Source organism: Paracoccus bogoriensis (assembly GCF_019431455.1).
GTDB lineage: Bacteria > Pseudomonadota > Alphaproteobacteria > Rhodobacterales > Rhodobacteraceae > Paracoccus > Paracoccus bogoriensis.
Map to the genome: position 1 here is coordinate 1 of NZ_JAHYSR010000033.1, position 16,013 is coordinate 16,013.

Genomic DNA, 16,013 nt, shown 5'->3' on the forward strand with positions numbered 1-16,013 from the left:
TTCTTCGGTAAAACGTGATTTGCGCATCGTCTGTTCTCCTTGTTCTCACGAACGTTATAAGAACAAACTCTCCTTTTAAATGGCCCGGATTCTTGGGGACAGGTCAAAGTGCCTCGACATGCTGCACCCCGAGCGGAGCGACGACCCCGAATTCCGCAAGATGCGTGCAGATCGCGTTCACGATCTGCGTCATCTGCCGGACCCACAGATCGCGCGTCCGGTGCTGCAACAGGACGGCCTGTTGTGCCTCGGTCTTGACCGGAACGAAGCGCATCGACGGTCGTGTGACCGCTTCACAGATCGCGGCGGCATCGGCCGCATCTGTCCTCTGGCGCCGAACTTACGGCTTCACATAGGAGGGCGGCATGAGGCGGACGTCATGCCCGAGCGCGATCAACTCGCGCGCCCAGACATGCGCACCAGCACAGGCTTCGATCCCGACAAGGCACACCGGCAGTCCGGCAAAGAACCGGACAACCTGTGCCCTGCGCAGTGGCCGCTTCAACACCACCAGTCCATCGGCATCGACCCCGAGGAGCTGGAACACGTTCTTCGAAATATCGACGCCGATCGTTCTGACCGTGTGAGACTTTTGCGTCTTCATTGCGAACCTCCCGATGAAAATTCCGATAACCATGAGTTTGCCCTCAAGAACTGACGGAAGCAGGGGCTATCCACGTCATCAGTGGGGCCGCGTAAGCCGCCGAACGAGGTCTGCCGGCAGCGCGGCATGGACCGGACGAGTTTCTACGAATGGAAGCGCCGGTTCCAGACGCAGGGCTTCGAGGGTCTGAAGGACCTGCCGCCGATCCACAAGACCCACCCCCAGACCACCCCGCCCGAGACGGTGGAGAAGATCCGGGCGCTGGAGCATCCGTCCTTCGGCTGCAACCGCTACGAGGCGATGCTGGCGCTGGAAGGGTGACGGGCGACCGCCACCGGTTCGAGGGAGCCCGCGAACGGGTGGCGGCGATCACGATCCAGAAGATCCTGAACGGTCGCCAGCGCGGCGCCACCGGTTCAAGCCCGCTGGCGACGGCCTGGGCACGCGCTACGACCGCTGGCTGGCGCTGGAGGCGAAGCACGCCGAGCAGGCCATCGAACTGACCGGCGAGCAGGCGGACTTCCCCGGAAAGCTGAACCCCTGCTTCAAGGAAAGGCACGTGGAATCAGGGGCTCCGGGGGAGCTTCTTTCGGCTGACACCTTCTTCGTGGGAACCCTGAAAGGCGTCGGCAAGGTCTATCTGCACGCGGTGGTGGACACCTTCGGCTTTCTGCACGTCTCGAAGCAGCCCGAAGCGGCGGTGGCGGTGCTGCACAACGACGTGCTGCCCTTCTACCGCAACCTCGATCTGCCGGTGAAGGCCGTGCTCACGGACAATGGCCGGGAATTCTGCGGGACCGAGAAGCACCCCTACGAGCTCTATCTCGACCTCAACGGCATCGAACACCGCCGCACAAAGGTCCGCTCGCCGAAAACCAACGGCTTCGTGGAGCGCTTCAACGGCACCGTCCTGGACGAGTTCTTCCGCGTGAAGATGCGCAAGACGTTCTACGCAGCGTCGAGGCGCTGCAGGCCGACCTCGACGCATGGCTCGTGTTCTACAACACCGAGCGCCCGCATCTCGGATATCGCAACATGGGCCGAAGACCCATCGAAACCGTCATGTCATTCGTCAGCCAAGAAGGTTAAGCGGACAGATTATGAACACCGGCCTTGATCCGTCCGACGCGCTCAAGCTGACACGTCGCCAGATCGACGATAATACGGTATGGGGGCGTCCGGGGCAGGGAGGGCACGAGATCGCCATTCCTATCGGCACGACGCTGCAAGCGGCTTTGGACGCCGCACCCGCTCACGACGCGGTGACGATCCTTGCCACGTCCAGCGGGAAACCTTGGACATACAACGGCTTTTCGATGGTCTGGCACCGCTTCAAGAGGGGACTTGAAGCTGAAGGCGTCGTGCTACCCGGCCTGACTCGCAAAGGACTGAGGCATACCATGGCCCCGACGCTCCGCGAGGCGGGGCTGAGGAACGCCTAATTGCGGACCTCCTTGGGCAGAAAACCCTTCAATGGCCCGCCACTCTTCCCGGTCTGCAAACTTGGCGGACCGCAACCGGATCACGATGGAAGCACTGGAAAAGGAGAACGAACGCCGATCACAGGTTGTCAAACCCTTCAAGAAAACTATCAAGCCTTAAGAGGCTTGTTCATGAATGTCGAGCAAAATCAAGTGCTTTAATGGTGCCCGGAGGCGGATTCGAACCACCGACACGCGGATTTTCAATCCGCTGCTCTACCAACTGAGCTATCCGGGCACCCTTGCGACGCTGCTTGGCGTCGGGTGAGCGGTGTTTACGAAGCGCCGAGGGCGCTGTCCAGACCCAATCGCATTTTTTTCGATCGCGCGGCTTTTTCAATCACGCGGGGCCGGTTCATCATGGCGCGGTGGCAGTTCCTCGACCGGCTCTCCGGGGATGACGTAATCGCCGCGCAGCCACCTTGCCAGATCAATATCGGCGCAGCGTTTCGAGCAGAACGGACGATAGCGCGGATCAACCGGACGGGCGCAGATCGCACAGGCCATCACAAACCCTCTGCCACAGCGTCGGCCAGACGGCGCAGCGGCACACGGTCGCGCTTGCGACTCATCTCGAACAGACCCATTGCGGTCCAGCCGGTCAGCGTCACCTCGCCGCCTGCGTTGCGGAACGCGGCCCGCAGCACCTGTTCCAGCGTGCCGCGGTCGCGCTTGGGCATCGGCGCAAAGTCGATCACGATCTGGCCACCCAGCCCCCGCAGACGCAGCTGCCGCGGCAGATCGCGAGCCAGCGCGATATTCGCCTTGAGCGAAGCCGCCGGGCTGTTATCGGCACCGGTATTCACGTCGATGGCAACCAACGCGCGGGTTTCTTCAATCCAGGCATCAGCACCCCCAGCCAGCACCACGCGCGGAGACAACAGCGCGTCCACGGCATCCAGCACGCCGCAGCGCTCAAAGCTGTCCTCGCCCTTTTCGATGGCATCGGGGGCGGGATCGCCCCAGTCCAGCCAAGCCTGCTCATGCGCGCCCGGCGCGTCCAGCAACAATTCGGGCGGCCCCACGGTCTCGGCGCCGATCTGATCGGCCAGGTCCAGCAATTGCGCACTCTCGGCGGCGATCTCGGTGGGTTCGGCCCCGGCAGCGATACTGCGCAGGATCAAGCCGTGATCGCGTGCGCCCCGCACCGTTTCGCCCAAGGACTGCAACGCGTCGCGCGTCTCAGGATCGCGCACGCGGCGCGACACGTTCACGCCCGGTGCACCCGGCGTCACCAGCACATGCCGGCCGCGATAGATCAGCCGCGAGGTCAGCGGCACCGCCTTGCCCGGCTCGGCCACGCCAGTCACCTGCACCAGGACCGGCTTGCCTTCGCCCAGCCCCTTGCGGTCCCGCAGATAGCCGGTCCAGCCGTCAGGCAGGCGCACGAAGGCACCGCCCTGCCCTTTCATCAGCCGGTCCGTGACGCCGCGACAGATTGCACCTGGCGCCAGCGGCGTCAGTGCCTCGGCCGAGAGCAATAGATCAATCAGCACGCCATCCTCGACGAGGGCCGCGGCCTCTTGACCGAAGAGCGTTCCCAGAACGACCTGCCTGCCCTTCATGCGTCACGTCCTTTCGGCGCCGGATGGATGCCGACCGAGGCCAGCAGCGTCGCCGTCTCGGAAAGCGGAAGGCCGACGACGGCGGAAAACGAACCCTGAATCCAGGGAATGAAGGCGGCGGCCGCACCTTGGATGGCATAGCCGCCAGCCTTGCCCCGCCAATCCCCGATATCAAGATATTGTTCAAGCGCGGCGGCGTCGATCGGACGCATCCGAACCCTGGTCTCGACCAGGCGCAAACGGATCTGCCCTGCATGACGCAGCGCGACGGCAGTCAGGACCAGGTGCCGACGCCCCGACATGAGCCGCATGAAGGATGCGGCCTCGGTCCGGTCTGCGGGCTTGCCCAGAATGCGCCGGCCGACCGCCACGGTCGTGTCGGCGCAGAGAACGGCCTCATCACAGGCAAGCGCAATCGCCTCGGCCTTTTCCAGCGCCATCCGCCGCACATAGTCGCGCGGCGCCTCGCCCGGACGCGCGGTTTCGTCGATATCGGCAGGACGCAGCGCGTCGGGAACGATCCCGATCTGGCCCAGCAATTCAAGGCGCCTCGGACTTGCCGATCCCAGGATAAGCCTCGGACGCTTTCTTACCGAGGTCACAGCCCCATGCGAGTCTACGTCGCCCGTGTCACTTGAAGCGATAATTGATCCGCCCCTTGGAGAGGTCATAGGTGTTCATTTCCACCTGAACCCTGTCGCCCGCCAGAACACGGATGCGGTTCTTGCGCATCTTGCCTGCCATATGCGCGATGATCTCATGGCCGTTCTCGAGCTCGACCCGGAATGTCGCATTGGGCAGGAGTTCCTTCACGACGCCGGGAAATTCGAGCATTTCTTCCTTGGCCATGTTCACTCCGCTGAAGTCGCCCCGCAGGATTCGGGACGGCTGTTAAATGCGTCCACAACAGCAGGAATTCAAGGAAAAAAGCACCGCGAGACCTGGCGGGTCATCCGGCGATGCGCCCCAGGGGCAAAGGGATGGGGGGTGCAGGGGCCGGGAAGGTGTGCCCCAAATCGTCCCCGGGCTCAGAGGCTTCGGGCGTGATCGGCCGCAGATCAGGACTGCCGGACAAGACCTCTGCGGCGTTGGGAACAGCTTCCTTACCCTTGACCGTGGCGGCATCGGGATCCCGGAGACGGATCGCATGGCACCCCTCGTATTCACCGAACTTGCCGCAGGCCAGAAGCTGGCCCTGAGGCGTCTCGACCCGCGCTTCGGCCAGCCGCACACGCGGCAGATGCAGCAGCTTGCCCGCCCCAAGCCCACGCAATTCCCCAAGCGTCACGGTGCGACGGCAGAGAATGCCCACCAGCTCGACCGGAATGTCCGGCATGGTCGCAGCCGCTGGCGTTTCGGGCGTTTCAGGGGCAACCGCGCACTCGATCCGGCTTTCTTGCGTGCTGTGGGCAGGGGCATCCTCGGACGGGGGCAGGACCAGCAGCATCCGCCCGTTGCGGGTCTCGCTCCCGCCAAGGGACAGATGAAAGTCGATGCTGCGAAAGGACCCATCCTCGAGCATCAGCGATAGCGGGCGCGGATCGTCCAGAGCGGTGGCGAATCGCATCGTTGGAACATGCGGGAATCCCGGCAGACCCTGCAGCGCGGATTGCAGCTCGGCCATCAGTGCATCGACGAAATCGGTGCACAGCATCGACTCGCTGCGCGTGGGAGGACGCCGCTCGACAGGACGCGCCGTCACACGGCCAAGCGCCTGAATCTCGACCAGCGCCGCGACGACCTCGGGGCAGAGAGCCAGCGTGCCGATATGATCGCCCGGCCCCTGCAAGACCGCCAGAAGCGCGCGCTCTGGCAGCAATTCGGTCAGTTCCGCCAGCGTTATCGCCCCCGGCTCGACCGAAAGGGGCCGCACTGCCAGACCATAGAGCCGCTCGGCCACCCGCCCACATGCCGTGGCGGCGGCACGAGCCGGCGTGACAGGAGCAACCCTTGGCAGCGTCGGCGGCTTCCCTTGATCGCGCATTCTCCGGTTCCTTGCCGCAAGAATGCGCCGCAGCACCCCCGGCATTGCGCGCGGCGGCATCGCGGGCCCCTGATCGCGGCCGCTGTCGTCGTGCTGGATCATCATTGCGTCCCGATTCCCCTGTCATCCGCGCCAGACTGCATCCCAAGAATTGAAAAAGCGTTTACGCAGCCGAGCTTCCCGAAGCCGCCGTCCCGACCGGAGGACGTTTGGGCAACCTGATCCTGAAGGCCGCCCCCCCCTGCCCCGGCAGATAGGAAATGTCTCCGCCAAGCGCCGCCATGATTTCGCGGCAGATGGCAAGCCCCAGCCCCGCGCCGCCTGCGCGGGCCGGATCGTTGAGACGGGCGAACTTTTCAAAGATCAGCGTCTGGCGACCGCTGTCGATGCCGCTGCCATTGTCGATGATGTCGATGATCACGCCCTCGGCCTCGAGATTGCGGACCCGAAGGATCAATACCGGCCGCTCTGCGTCACAATATTTGCGCGCATTCGAAATGACGTTGATCAGCACTTGCAGCAGACGATCGGCGTCGGTGACGATGCCCAGATGCTCGCTGCTCGGGTCGCGGTCGATGAGAAAGCTGCGCTCGGGGCGGGTGGCCGAGGCGGCGCTGAGCGCGCGGTTGATGAGGTCGTGCAGATTGGCGACCGAGATCGACAACTGCGCCCGCCCGCTTTCCAGAACCGACAGGTGCAGCAGATCGTCCAGAAGGCGCGTCAGCCGCCCCGCCTCGTCATGGATGATCCCGGCGAAACGCGTGCGTTCCTCGGGCGTGAGACTGGGATCCTTGAGGATCTCGGAAAAGGCTCGCACCGAGGTCATGGGTGTGCGCAATTCGTGGCTGATCTGGCTGAGAAACGCGTCTTTCTGCACCGACAGCGCGGTCAGCTTGTCGTTGGCCTCGCGCAGCCGCCGGGCGGTCACGGCCAGTTCGGCGCGGGCGTTTTCCAGGCGCTGCGTTTCTTCCTTGGCGCGCTGCGCCTCATCGGCGACCTGAAGCAGATCCGAGACCGTCAGCGCAATGCCACCTGCCACCCGGTCGATCATCGCATGTGCCGTGGCAGAGCCGATCGAGCCGCCCAAACGACGTTCGAGCCGCGTCAGAAAGCGCGGCGTCAGGTCGGGCAGATAGCCTGACTTGCCCTGGGCGCGAGCCTCGGCCTGAAAGAAGCGCAGGGCCTCCTCGGGGCCCCAGACGCGGCGCGCCATGGCCAGCAGGGGCTCGGCGCGATCATCAGAGCGCGTCATGCGGCTGTGACGGATCGGCTCGATCGCCGAGACAAAGCTGAGGCCCTGCAAACGTTCGACCGGATCGGGAAAGCCGAAGATCGAAACCGCGATGAAGGCCAGCGTATTGGCCGAGAGCGACAGGAACACCGCCAGCGCCCAGGGGTCCATTCCGGCCGCAACCGGCAGATCGCCCCCCAGCCCGATCGAGGGCAGGAAGATCAGCGCCATCCACAGAACAAAGCCCGTTCCGATCCCGGCATAGGCGCCCTTGCGGTTGGCGCCGCGCCACAAAAGCCCGCCGATCATGGCGGGCAGAACCTGAGCCATGCCGACAAACGCCACCAGCCCCATCGCGGCCAGCGCAGCCGATCCTTCGGAGGCCTGATGATAGACCCAGCCGGCCGCCATCACCGCCAGGATGGCCAGGCGCCTTGCGTTGAGAACGAAGCCGCGCAGATCGGTCGTCTCGCCCCCGGGTGTCTTTCGCATCGCCAGCCACAGCGGCACCAGCCAATGATTCGAGACCATTGTCGCCACCGCTATGGCGCAGACCACGACCATCGAGGTCGCCGCCGAAAAGCCGCCCAGAAAGACCAGCATCGCCAGCATGTCCTGCCCCTGCGACGCCGGCAGCGTCAGCACATAGAGGTCCGGGTTCGCGCCCGCCGGCAGCAGCTCGCGCCCCATGACGGCGATGGGCATGACGAACAGCGACATGGCGAAGAGATAGGCCGGAAAGGCCCAGCCTGCGATGGTCAGACGCTCTTCGTCGGCGGCCTCGACAACCATCACCTGGAACATGCGCGGCAAGGTCAGGATCGCGGCCGCCGCTACAATGTTCAGCACCGTCCAGCGATCGGCGCGCAGAAGCCAGCCTTCGGCATTCTCGGGGGCCTCGGCGGCGCGGGCGATGCGGGCCATGATGTCGGCAGGGCCGTCGGCCAGCCCCCAGACCACGAAGACGCCAAGCGCCAGAAAGGCCAGCAGTTTGACCACAGCCTCAAGTGCGATGGCAGTGACGACGCCGTGATGGCGCTCGTCTGCGGCCAGGTTGCGCGTGCCGAAGAGGATCGTGAACAGCGCCAGACCGGCCGCGACCCAACCCGCAGTGCCGCCAAGCGTTGCGCCGTTGATGATCGGCGCGGCGGGCGTGTCGGTGGCGAAAACCTCGAAGGACAGGCTGACCGACTTCAGTTGCAGCGCGATATAAGGGGTCGAGGCGATGATGGCGATCAGTGTGACCAGCGCGGCCAGCCTGTTCGACTTGCCGAACCGGGCCGAGACGAGGTCCGCGACCGAGGTGACATGGTGCATCCGCGCCACTCGCACCAGCCGCCTGAGACCCCACCACGCGCCAGTAAAGACCAGCGTCGGGCCAAGATAGATGGTCAGAAATTCCAGCCCCGACCGCGAAGCATAACCGACCGCGCCATAGAAGGTCCAGGCCGAGCAATAGACCGACAGCGACAGCGTATAGACCAGCGGATGATCCAGCCAACGGACATGGCCGCGCGCGGCGGCGCGATCGGCGGCGAAGGCGACCACGAACATCAGGACGACATAGGCCAGACAGATCGCCAGCAGCGTCTCAAAGGGCATCCGGGCTGTCCCCCGCATTCCGGCGCGCATCGCCTTGCGCCGGGTGGCTCTGCGCCCCGGTCCCGGGGTGGCTCTGACCCGCAGCGACGGCCTCGCTGGCCCGGATCGTGGCAGCCTCGGCCCGCAAGAGCGCACGATGCAGCGCCCAGACCGCCAGGATCAACCCCGCCCAGAGCAGAAAGAACCACAAAACCCCGCCTGCGAAACTGACCAGCGCAGGCGCCCACCAGACCGGCAACAGCACAAGCAGCGCCGACAGAACCGGCAGCACACGCGCGGCGTCCCCCAGACGACGGCGGTGAAACGAGGCACGTTCGAGGAACAGGGGCTTGTCAGGCATGGCCGCATCCTCCGGGCGGCAGCGCCGCCCCTGTCATCCCAGCATCTGGCGCACGATGGCGCGCAATTCCTCATTCGCGAAGGGCTTGGCCAGAACGGCATCGGCCTGCTGCCCGGCCTCGGCTGTTTCGCCACGCGCGGTCAGCATCAGGACCGGCGTCGCCGCCAGATCGGGATCGTCGGCCGCGCGCAGGTCGCCCAGGATCTCGGCACCCGACCGGTTCGGCAGCATCAGATCCAGAATCACCAGACGCGGGCGCTGCTGCGTGATGGCCTCGATCCCGCCGGCACCGTCGTCATGCAGCCCGATCTGCCAGCCCTCGCGCGTCAGGATGAACCGCACCGCCTCGGCGATGTTGGGCTCATCCTCGATCATCAGGATGTCCATGGCCATCCGGCGCCTCCCCCTCAACGCGAGCCGATAATGGGCCGGAAAGCGCCCCGCTGTCAAAGCCTGCGTGGTCTCAGCCGCGCAGGCGGCCGGTCGTTCGGGGCTGGCGGCCAGGCAGAGGCGCCAGTATCGAAGGCTCACGCCGGGCAGGGCATTCGACACGCGGGCAGATGCGGCAGGTCGGGCCGACCGGCAAGGCGTCGTCCGGCGCAGGCCCGTCGGTGGGCAGCAGCAGCATGTGCCCGCGCAGCAGAACCGGCCCGTCCAGCCCCAGAGGCTGGCTGCGCGTGGCGAAGCTGAGCGACCGGAACAACCGCCCCTCGGGGGTCAGCACATGACGCGCGATCGCCGTCTGGGGCATCGCCAGCGCCAGATAAAGCGGCCAGAGCGCGCAGGCATCGCCCGGTCGGGGCAGCGGAAAGCCGGGCGCGGCGCGGCGCAGGGTCAGCGCGCCGGAACCGTCGCAGATGACCAGGCCCGCGCCCTCGTAGCCAGGCGGACGCAGCATGGCCAGGCGCCGCATGACCAGATCCAGCGGCAGCCCCATATCGCTTGCCAGCAACAGCGGATCGCGCGCTTGCGCGGCATTCAGCACTGCCGTCAGGCGGGCATCGGGCAACGCGATCCGGTCGGCCAGCATCTCGCGCGAGATGCGCGAGGCCAGCGCCCGCGCCGCGTCCGAGACCAGTTCGGACGCGCTGTCGGGATCACTTGCCCCGCCATCCAGCCAGGCCTCGACCTCTTCCTGAGGCGTCAGGGGCGTGCGCTCGGTCTCGAAGCTGTCCACGTAGCGGACCAGTTCTTGCGCGGTCAGCGAAAGACGCTGGCTGTCTTCGGCCAGGTTGGCATGGAAGCGCGCGCGCCATTCCGGTGCGATCTCGTCCTCCTCGACCAGAATCGAGGCCGTCGAGCGCAGCGATGTGACCGCAGAGAGGACTTCGTGCAACGCCGCCAGCAGATAGGGGTCATGCGTCATGCGGTCCGACAGGTCGATCAGCTGTCGCTCCATCGCAGCGGCGCGCCGGCTCTGCGCCAGCAGCACCGCCGACCAGCCGGGAAAGCGGGCCAGAAATTCGGCCGCCTGATCCAGTTCCGGCGTCACCCCCTGCGAGGACGGGTGCGCCGCCGCCTCGCGCAGCGCCGCGATGCGCGCCTCTTCGCGACCCTCGGAGAGTTCGTCGGGCGGCACCTGCAATTCCGCCGCAAGCTTGCCCAGCAATTCGGGCGTGACCGGCCGGCGATTATGTTCGATCAGGTTCAGATAGGCAGGCGAAATCCCGACCGCCCGCGCGACCTCGGCCTGCCTGCGCGACAGGGCAAGCCGCCGCTCGCGGATGCGGGTTCCGGTCAGAACATGCAGCGAGCCACGTTCGCTCATGGTTCGGCAAACCCGGCAACAGCCTGCCGAGACAAGCGAAATACGCCGTCAGGGCGACAGGCCATGACGACCCGCCAGATCGCAGAAGAATTGCCAGGCCACGCGCCCCGATCGTGCCCCGCGCGTGGCCTGCCACTCGATCGCTTCGGCCCGCAGCGTCTCGGGGTCGATGACCAGCCCGGCCGCATCGCAATAGTTCCGGATCATCGCCAGATACTGGTCCTGATCACAAGAGTGGAAGCCCAGCCACAGCCCGAATCGGTCCGAAAGCGAGACTTTTTCCTCGACCGCCTCGCCGGGATGGATCGCGCTGGAGCGTTCGTTGTCGATCATGTCGCGCGGCATCAGATGGCGCCGGTTCGACGTGGCATAAAGGATCACATTCGCCGGACGCCCGCTGATCCCGCCATCCAGCACCGCCTTGAGCGACTTGTATTGCGCGTCGTCATGCCCGAAGGACAGATCGTCCGCGAAAAGCAGAAAGCGGTGCTGCGGCGCGGCGCCCAGAACCGCCAGAAGCCGCCCGACCGAGGACAGGTCGTCGCGCGCGATCTCGACCAGGATCAGCGGCAGGCCCTGTGCCACGGCCTCGGCATGGACGGCCTTGACCAGCGAGGATTTCCCCATCCCCCGCGCACCCCAGAGCAGCGCGTTGTTCGCGCCGTGTCCGCGCGCGAATTGCAGCGTGTTGGCCAGCAGTGTGTCGCGCGACCGGTCGATGCCGATCAGTTGCGTCAGGTCCACGCGGTCCACCTGCGCCACCGGCTCCAGCCGGTCGGGATCGGGGTGCCAGACATAGGCATCCGCAGACGTCAGGTCCGGCAGCGGCACCGGCGGCGGCGCAAGACGCTCCAGCGCGTCGGCGATGCGGGCCAGGGTCGCGCGGCTCACGGCTCGTCCTCGACCCACAGGCCCTGGGCACGCAACTCGGCCTCGCGGCGCCTCTCGATGCGACTGACAAGCTGAATCGAAACCTCGTAGAGCCCATAGACCACCGTGAACAGAACCACCTGAGAGATCACGTCAGGCGGGGTTGCCAGAGCCGCCAGCACCAGGATTGCCAGCACCGCATAGCGCCGCGCACCGGCCAGACTTGTCGCCGAGACCAGCCCCGCCCGCCCCATCAGCGTCAACAGAACCGGCAACTGAAAGGACAAGCCGAAAGCCAGAATGAACTTGGTCGTCAAGGACAGGTATTCATCGACCGATCCCTGGAACACGATCGCGGCCATGCTCGATGCGCCCTGAGTGGTCGCCGGATCGTCCGGCAGTTGCAGCGGCCCCTGCTGAAATCCCAGAAAGAACGAATAAGCCATTGGCAGAATGATGTAATAGGCAAATGCGGCGCCGAAGAAAAACATCACTGGCGAGGCAATCAGGAACGGCAAAAAGGCCCGTTTCTCGTTGCGGTAGAGGCCCGGCGCCACGAAGCGCCACATCTGGTAGGCGATCACCGGGAAGGCCAGCACGAAGCCGCCCAGCAGCGAGATCCGGATGGCGACAAAAAAGCCCTCCTGCAATTTCAGAAGGATCAGACCACATTCCTGGCTGCGCTCCTCCAACGCAGAGCAGATCGGTCGGGTCAGGAAATTGTAGATCGGATTCCAGACCGTGTAGCAGACCAGCATCGCGGCGATGAAGGCCAGCAGCGACCAGATGATGCGGGTCCGAAGCTCGGCCAGATGCTCGATCAGCGGGGCAGAGCTGTCGTCGATATCGTCGTCCTGCGGAGTATTTGCAGCCAAGTCACAGATCTTTCATGTCAGAGCGGCGCACGGCATGGAGCCGGCGCCCCTGATTCCGCGCTGCCGCTTCGGCCGCAGCCCCTGCCACCGGGACCGAACCGCTTGCCGAGGGCTGGCGCGCAACGGAGGTGTCGGGCGCGGCGGACATCGGAGGAGCAGGCGCTGAAGGATCGGGCCTTGGCGCGTCCTGATGGCGCGCGGGGCGGCCCGGCTCCCATTTCTCGAAACGCTCTGTCGCGCGGTCCAGCGCATCAAGACCAAGCGCCCTCTTGGAGGTCAGCGACTTGACATCGCGCAGCGTTCCCGCCGCCTCATCCAGCCCCGAGCCTCTGGCAGCGTCTTCCATGGCCGAACTGAACTCGCGCGCCAGGCCGCGTAGCCTGGCCGTGATGCGGCCGAGCGAATGAAACAGATGCGGCAGATCCTTGGGACCGACCACGATCAGCGCCACGATGCCGATCAGCAGCAGTTCAGTCCAGCCGATGTCCAGCATGGGACGCGCCTTTCGCGGATCAGTTGCGGTCGGAGCCCTGCACCGGCGTCGTCCCCGGTGTCACGTCGCGCGCTCGATCGGCCGGAACGGCGCCCGGCAGATCGCGGGTCACGTCCCTCGAGGCGCTGTCAACCTCGTCCGAACCGTCCTTGACGCCTTTCTTGAAGGCAGTGATGCCCCTGCCGACCTCGCCCATCAGCGACGAGATCTTGCCACGCCCAAACAGCACCAGCACCACGATCGCGATCAGCAGAAGGCCCGGAAGGCCGATATTGTTCAACATGAGAAACTCCCTCTGCAGGCGGCCCGACCGCCCACGCATCAGATTTAGTTTCTCGCAACGCGGATTGCAAAGCCCTTTCCCGTGAGCCGGTGACGCCAGCGGCTGCGCTGCGATCCAACGTCGGGATGCCCGCCTGTCCTGCCTCAGGCGCAACGACTTGGCACAGCACGGTGAACGGGCGATAAGGGCGCATGGACATGGCGACCTACATCACAGCTTTCGTGACGCTTTTCGTGGTCATCGACCCCGTTGGGCTGGCACCGATCTTCATTGCGATGACCCCGAACATGAGTGCAGCCGAGCGCCACCGCATCGGCTTGCGGGCTGTGGTCGTGGCGGCGGTCCTGCTGATGCTCTTCGGCCTTGTGGGCGAGGCGATCCTGACAGGCATCGGCATTTCGCTGCCTGCCTTCCGAATCGCGGGCGGCCTGCTTCTGTTCCTGACGGCGCTGGACATGCTGTTCGAGCGGCGCACCGAACGCCGCGAAGGTCAGGCCGAGGCCGACCCACCTGGTCACGACCCATCGGTCTTTCCGCTGGCCATGCCGCTTCTGGCCGGGCCGGGCGCGCTGGCCACGATGATCCTGCTGGTGGGCGAAGGTCGGGGCATCGGCCATGTGGTGATGATCAACCTGATGATGCTGACGGTCCTGGGCATCGCGCTGCTGCTCTTCGCGCTGGCGACTCCGCTTGCGCGCGCACTTGGGCGAACCGGCACGATGGTGGTGACCCGTCTTCTGGGGATGCTGCTCGCGGCGCTGTCGGTCCAGTTCGTCATCGACGGGCTGATCGGGACCGGTCTGGTCGGATGACGGGGGACGAGATTGCCCGGCTGGCTTATCTGACGCTGCTACTGGTGGTGATCGGCGGGGCGATGCTTTTCGAACTGTCGGGCCGGGGTGGCCGCGCGCTGCGCCAGCTGTTCCTGTGGCTGGTGATCTTCGCGGGCCTTGCCGTCGCCGCCGATTGGTGGATGAGCCGCAGTCAGCCGCAACAGCGGGTTCTGGAGGGCAACCGGATCGAGGTTCCGGCCGGGCGCAACGGACATTTCCACATCCACGCGCTGCTGAACGGGGTCGAGGTCGAATTCGTCATCGATACCGGCGCGACCAGCGTGGCGTTGGCACCGGACGATGCCCGCCGGATCGGGCTGGACCCGGACCGGCTGACCTATACGGGCCTTGCCGCCACCGCCAACGGCCAGGTGCCCACCGCGCCGGTCACGATTCGCGAGTTCGCCATCGGCGACATCATTGATCGCGATGTGCGCGCGGTGGTGCTGAACAGCGATCTGGGCGTGTCGCTGCTGGGCATGTCCTATCTGCGCCGCTTCGCACGCGTCAGCTTCGAGGGCGATGTGCTGGTGCTCGATCGCTGATCACTCGCCCCAGATCTGCACGAATTCGCGCCATTCCCGTGCGCCCATGCCGGAATCGTCCTGCGTCACGACCTGACCTGCAAGCCGCCGTCGCAAGGCCTCGACGCCCTGCGCCGACAGGCTGACAGCATTCAGACGGTAATCGCGGAAGGCCGCAAAGGCCGCCGGAACCCAATCCGCCACGATGTCGCAGATCAGCTCGGCATAGGCGCGGATCTCGTACTGGGCATGGGAATCGGCCCGAAGTCGCAGAAAATGCAGGAGATTGTGCAGATCCACCTTCCAGTACCACTGGGTGTAGATATTCGCGGGCAGGTTCATGCGTGCCAATTCGCGGGCCAGTCCCTGCTGGCCGTCCTTGCTCAACATGGATTCGTAGTGATCGTAGCTGCGCATCGCATCCTCACGCAGCAGATCAAGGACGCGCTGCGCCTCGTCGCCTTGCAGCACCTCGCCGCGGCCCTGGTTGTTCTGGGTTGATTGCGCAGCCAGATGCTCAGCGCGCGGGATATAGAATTCGCGGTCGAGGATCGAATAGCGGGCCGAATATTCGTTTACATTCGCGGTGCGATGGCGGATCCACTGACGGGCCACAAAGACCGGCAGCTTGACGTGAAACTTGACCTCGCACATCTCGAAGGGCGTCGAATGCCAGTGCCGCATTAGGTAGCGGATCAGCCCCTCGTCATTCTGGACCGAGCGCGTCCCCTTGCCGTAGCTGACGCGCGCCGCCTGACAGATGGCCGCATCGTCGCCCATATAGTCGATGACCCGGACGAAGCCGTGATCCAGGACCGGATGGGCAGTGTAAAGACGCGCCTCCATCCCCGGCGAGACCGCCCGCAGAGTCTGACGCGGCTCGGCGCGTTCGGACTGGATCTCGGCCTGCTGTTCGGGGGTCAGGGGCATGGCAAAGGATCCTCTCAGGCGGTCTTGACGGACCGCCCTTCGAGCGATCCCGGTGCGCTCGTCCTAAGTCAAGATGCGGTCTGCGGCAACCTCTGCGACAGGGTGGCGGGCAACCTTTGAGATGCTCCAGGTTGCACCCGGCGGTGCGCCATGCCAGCCTTTGTGCGCGACAACATGCGCGCGACAACAGGAGACCCCATGAAGATCCGCTATCTGCATACGATGGTCCGCGTGAAGGATCTGGACAAGACCATGGCCTTCTTTCGCCTGCTGGGCCTGGAAGAGACGCGCCGCGTCGATAACGAGAAGGGCCGCTTTACGCTGGTCTTCATGGCGCCGCCCGGTCAGCCGGAATGCCCGGTCGAACTGACCTACAACTGGGATGGCGATGACGGGCTGCCCTCGGACAGCCGCCACTTCGGCCATCTGGCCTATCGCGTCGGCAACATCTACGAGATGTGCCAGCGCCTCATGGATGCGGGCGTCACCATCAACCGCCCGCCGCGCGACGGGCACATGGCCTTTGTCCGCAGCCCCGACAACATCTCGATCGAGTTGCTGCAGGAGGGCGACCACCTGCCGCCACAAGAGCCCTGGGCCAGCATGGAAAATACCGGCCATTGGTAAGGC

18 protein-coding genes, 1 tRNA gene and 2 pseudogenes are annotated in these 16,013 nt (G+C 65.4%); 5 read left to right on the forward strand and 16 right to left on the reverse strand.

The features are described 5' to 3' along the window. Window positions 1–115: 115 nt before the first annotated feature. Window positions 116–604 (reverse strand): annotated as a pseudogene (locus tag KY389_RS15505) (IS110 family RNA-guided transposase); the annotation flags it as partial. Window positions 605–709: 105 nt separating this feature from the next. Between KY389_RS15505 and KY389_RS13785 the strand changes: the two are divergent. Next, window positions 710–1,693 (forward strand): annotated as a pseudogene (locus tag KY389_RS13785) (integrase core domain-containing protein); the annotation flags it as partial. Between the two features lie 11 nt (window positions 1,694–1,704). Next, window positions 1,705–2,046, forward strand: a complete 342-nt coding sequence (locus KY389_RS13790; RefSeq protein ID WP_219831567.1) for a site-specific integrase — start codon at window positions 1,705–1,707, stop codon at window positions 2,044–2,046. 201 nt (window positions 2,047–2,247) lie between these two features. Here KY389_RS13790 and KY389_RS13795 read toward each other — a convergent pair. The 14 genes from KY389_RS13795 to KY389_RS13860 all read right to left on the reverse strand — a co-directional run bounded on the left by KY389_RS13795 (window position 2,248) and on the right by KY389_RS13860 (window position 13,096). Continuing rightward, window positions 2,248–2,323 (reverse strand) — tRNA-Phe (locus KY389_RS13795). A gap of 98 nt (window positions 2,324–2,421) precedes the next feature. Then, window positions 2,422–2,592 (reverse strand): DNA gyrase inhibitor YacG, encoded by a 171-nt coding sequence (locus tag KY389_RS13800; RefSeq protein WP_219831568.1) that lies wholly within the window; start codon window positions 2,590–2,592, stop codon window positions 2,422–2,424. Beyond that, a complete protein-coding gene (locus KY389_RS13805) occupies window positions 2,592–3,650 on the reverse strand; it encodes a ribonuclease E/G (RefSeq protein WP_219831569.1) in 1,059 nt (352 codons plus the stop codon). The genes KY389_RS13800 and KY389_RS13805 overlap by 1 nt, the downstream gene beginning before the upstream one ends. After that, window positions 3,647–4,189, reverse strand: coding sequence for a Maf family protein (locus KY389_RS13810; protein ID WP_425517200.1), 543 nt, complete (start codon window positions 4,187–4,189; stop codon window positions 3,647–3,649). The genes KY389_RS13805 and KY389_RS13810 overlap by 4 nt, the downstream gene beginning before the upstream one ends. 91 nt (window positions 4,190–4,280) lie before the next feature. Next, on the reverse strand, window positions 4,281–4,499 hold the full coding sequence (infA, locus tag KY389_RS13815) for a translation initiation factor IF-1 (protein WP_096430625.1): 219 nt from the start codon (window positions 4,497–4,499) through the stop codon (window positions 4,281–4,283). Between the two features lie 100 nt (window positions 4,500–4,599). Then, a complete protein-coding gene (locus KY389_RS13820) occupies window positions 4,600–5,634 on the reverse strand; it encodes a FliM/FliN family flagellar motor switch protein (protein WP_219831571.1) in 1,035 nt (344 codons plus the stop codon). A 163-nt stretch (window positions 5,635–5,797) separates the two neighbouring features. Further along, window positions 5,798–8,467, reverse strand: a complete 2,670-nt coding sequence (locus tag KY389_RS13825) for an ATP-binding protein (RefSeq protein ID WP_219831572.1) — start codon at window positions 8,465–8,467, stop codon at window positions 5,798–5,800. Further along, entirely contained in the window at window positions 8,457–8,807 is a 351-nt protein-coding gene (locus tag KY389_RS15510; protein ID WP_246588142.1) for a hypothetical protein, read from the reverse strand. The genes KY389_RS13825 and KY389_RS15510 overlap by 11 nt, the downstream gene beginning before the upstream one ends. Window positions 8,808–8,840: 33 nt before the next feature. Further along, window positions 8,841–9,200: a response regulator transcription factor gene (locus KY389_RS13835; RefSeq protein WP_219831573.1), complete on the reverse strand. Its 360-nt coding sequence runs from the start codon at window positions 9,198–9,200 to the stop codon at window positions 8,841–8,843. 70 nt (window positions 9,201–9,270) lie between these two features. Further along, a complete protein-coding gene (locus KY389_RS13840; protein ID WP_219831574.1) occupies window positions 9,271–10,575 on the reverse strand; it encodes an XRE family transcriptional regulator in 1,305 nt (434 codons plus the stop codon). Window positions 10,576–10,623: 48 nt separating this feature from the next. Further along, the gene (locus KY389_RS13845) at window positions 10,624–11,466 is read right to left on the reverse strand and encodes an ATP-binding protein (RefSeq protein ID WP_219831575.1); all 843 of its coding nucleotides are present in this window, start codon (window positions 11,464–11,466) and stop codon (window positions 10,624–10,626) included. After that, complete coding sequence (gene tatC / locus KY389_RS13850) at window positions 11,463–12,320, reverse strand: twin-arginine translocase subunit TatC (protein WP_219831576.1); 858 nt, start codon at window positions 12,318–12,320, stop codon at window positions 11,463–11,465. Before tatC ends, KY389_RS13845 begins: the two co-directional genes overlap by 4 nt. A gap of 1 nt (window position 12,321) precedes the next feature. Continuing rightward, window positions 12,322–12,813, reverse strand: a complete 492-nt coding sequence (tatB, locus tag KY389_RS13855) for a Sec-independent protein translocase protein TatB (protein WP_219831577.1) — start codon at window positions 12,811–12,813, stop codon at window positions 12,322–12,324. A gap of 19 nt (window positions 12,814–12,832) precedes the next feature. After that, entirely contained in the window at window positions 12,833–13,096 is a 264-nt protein-coding gene (locus KY389_RS13860) for a twin-arginine translocase TatA/TatE family subunit (protein WP_219831578.1), read from the reverse strand. Window positions 13,097–13,287: 191 nt separating this feature from the next. On the opposite strand from KY389_RS13860, the gene KY389_RS13865 reads away from it, so the two are divergent. Both KY389_RS13865 and KY389_RS13870 read left to right on the forward strand, forming a co-directional pair. Next, window positions 13,288–13,908, forward strand: coding sequence for a MarC family protein (locus KY389_RS13865; RefSeq protein ID WP_219831579.1), 621 nt, complete (start codon window positions 13,288–13,290; stop codon window positions 13,906–13,908). Further along, the gene (locus KY389_RS13870; RefSeq protein WP_219831580.1) at window positions 13,905–14,474 is read left to right on the forward strand and encodes a retropepsin-like aspartic protease family protein; all 570 of its coding nucleotides are present in this window, start codon (window positions 13,905–13,907) and stop codon (window positions 14,472–14,474) included. The genes KY389_RS13865 and KY389_RS13870 overlap by 4 nt, the downstream gene beginning before the upstream one ends. On the opposite strand, the gene thyX is transcribed toward KY389_RS13870, so the two are convergent. Next, window positions 14,475–15,383 carry an FAD-dependent thymidylate synthase gene (gene thyX / locus KY389_RS13875; RefSeq protein WP_219831581.1) on the reverse strand — a complete coding sequence of 303 codons (909 nt, stop codon included), beginning with the start codon at window positions 15,381–15,383 and terminating at the stop codon, window positions 14,475–14,477. It abuts the gene before it with no gap. Between the two features lie 198 nt (window positions 15,384–15,581). On the opposite strand from thyX, the gene KY389_RS13880 reads away from it, so the two are divergent. Next, on the forward strand, window positions 15,582–16,010 hold the full coding sequence (locus KY389_RS13880) for a VOC family protein (RefSeq protein ID WP_219831582.1): 429 nt from the start codon (window positions 15,582–15,584) through the stop codon (window positions 16,008–16,010). Window positions 16,011–16,013: the final 3 nt, after the last annotated feature.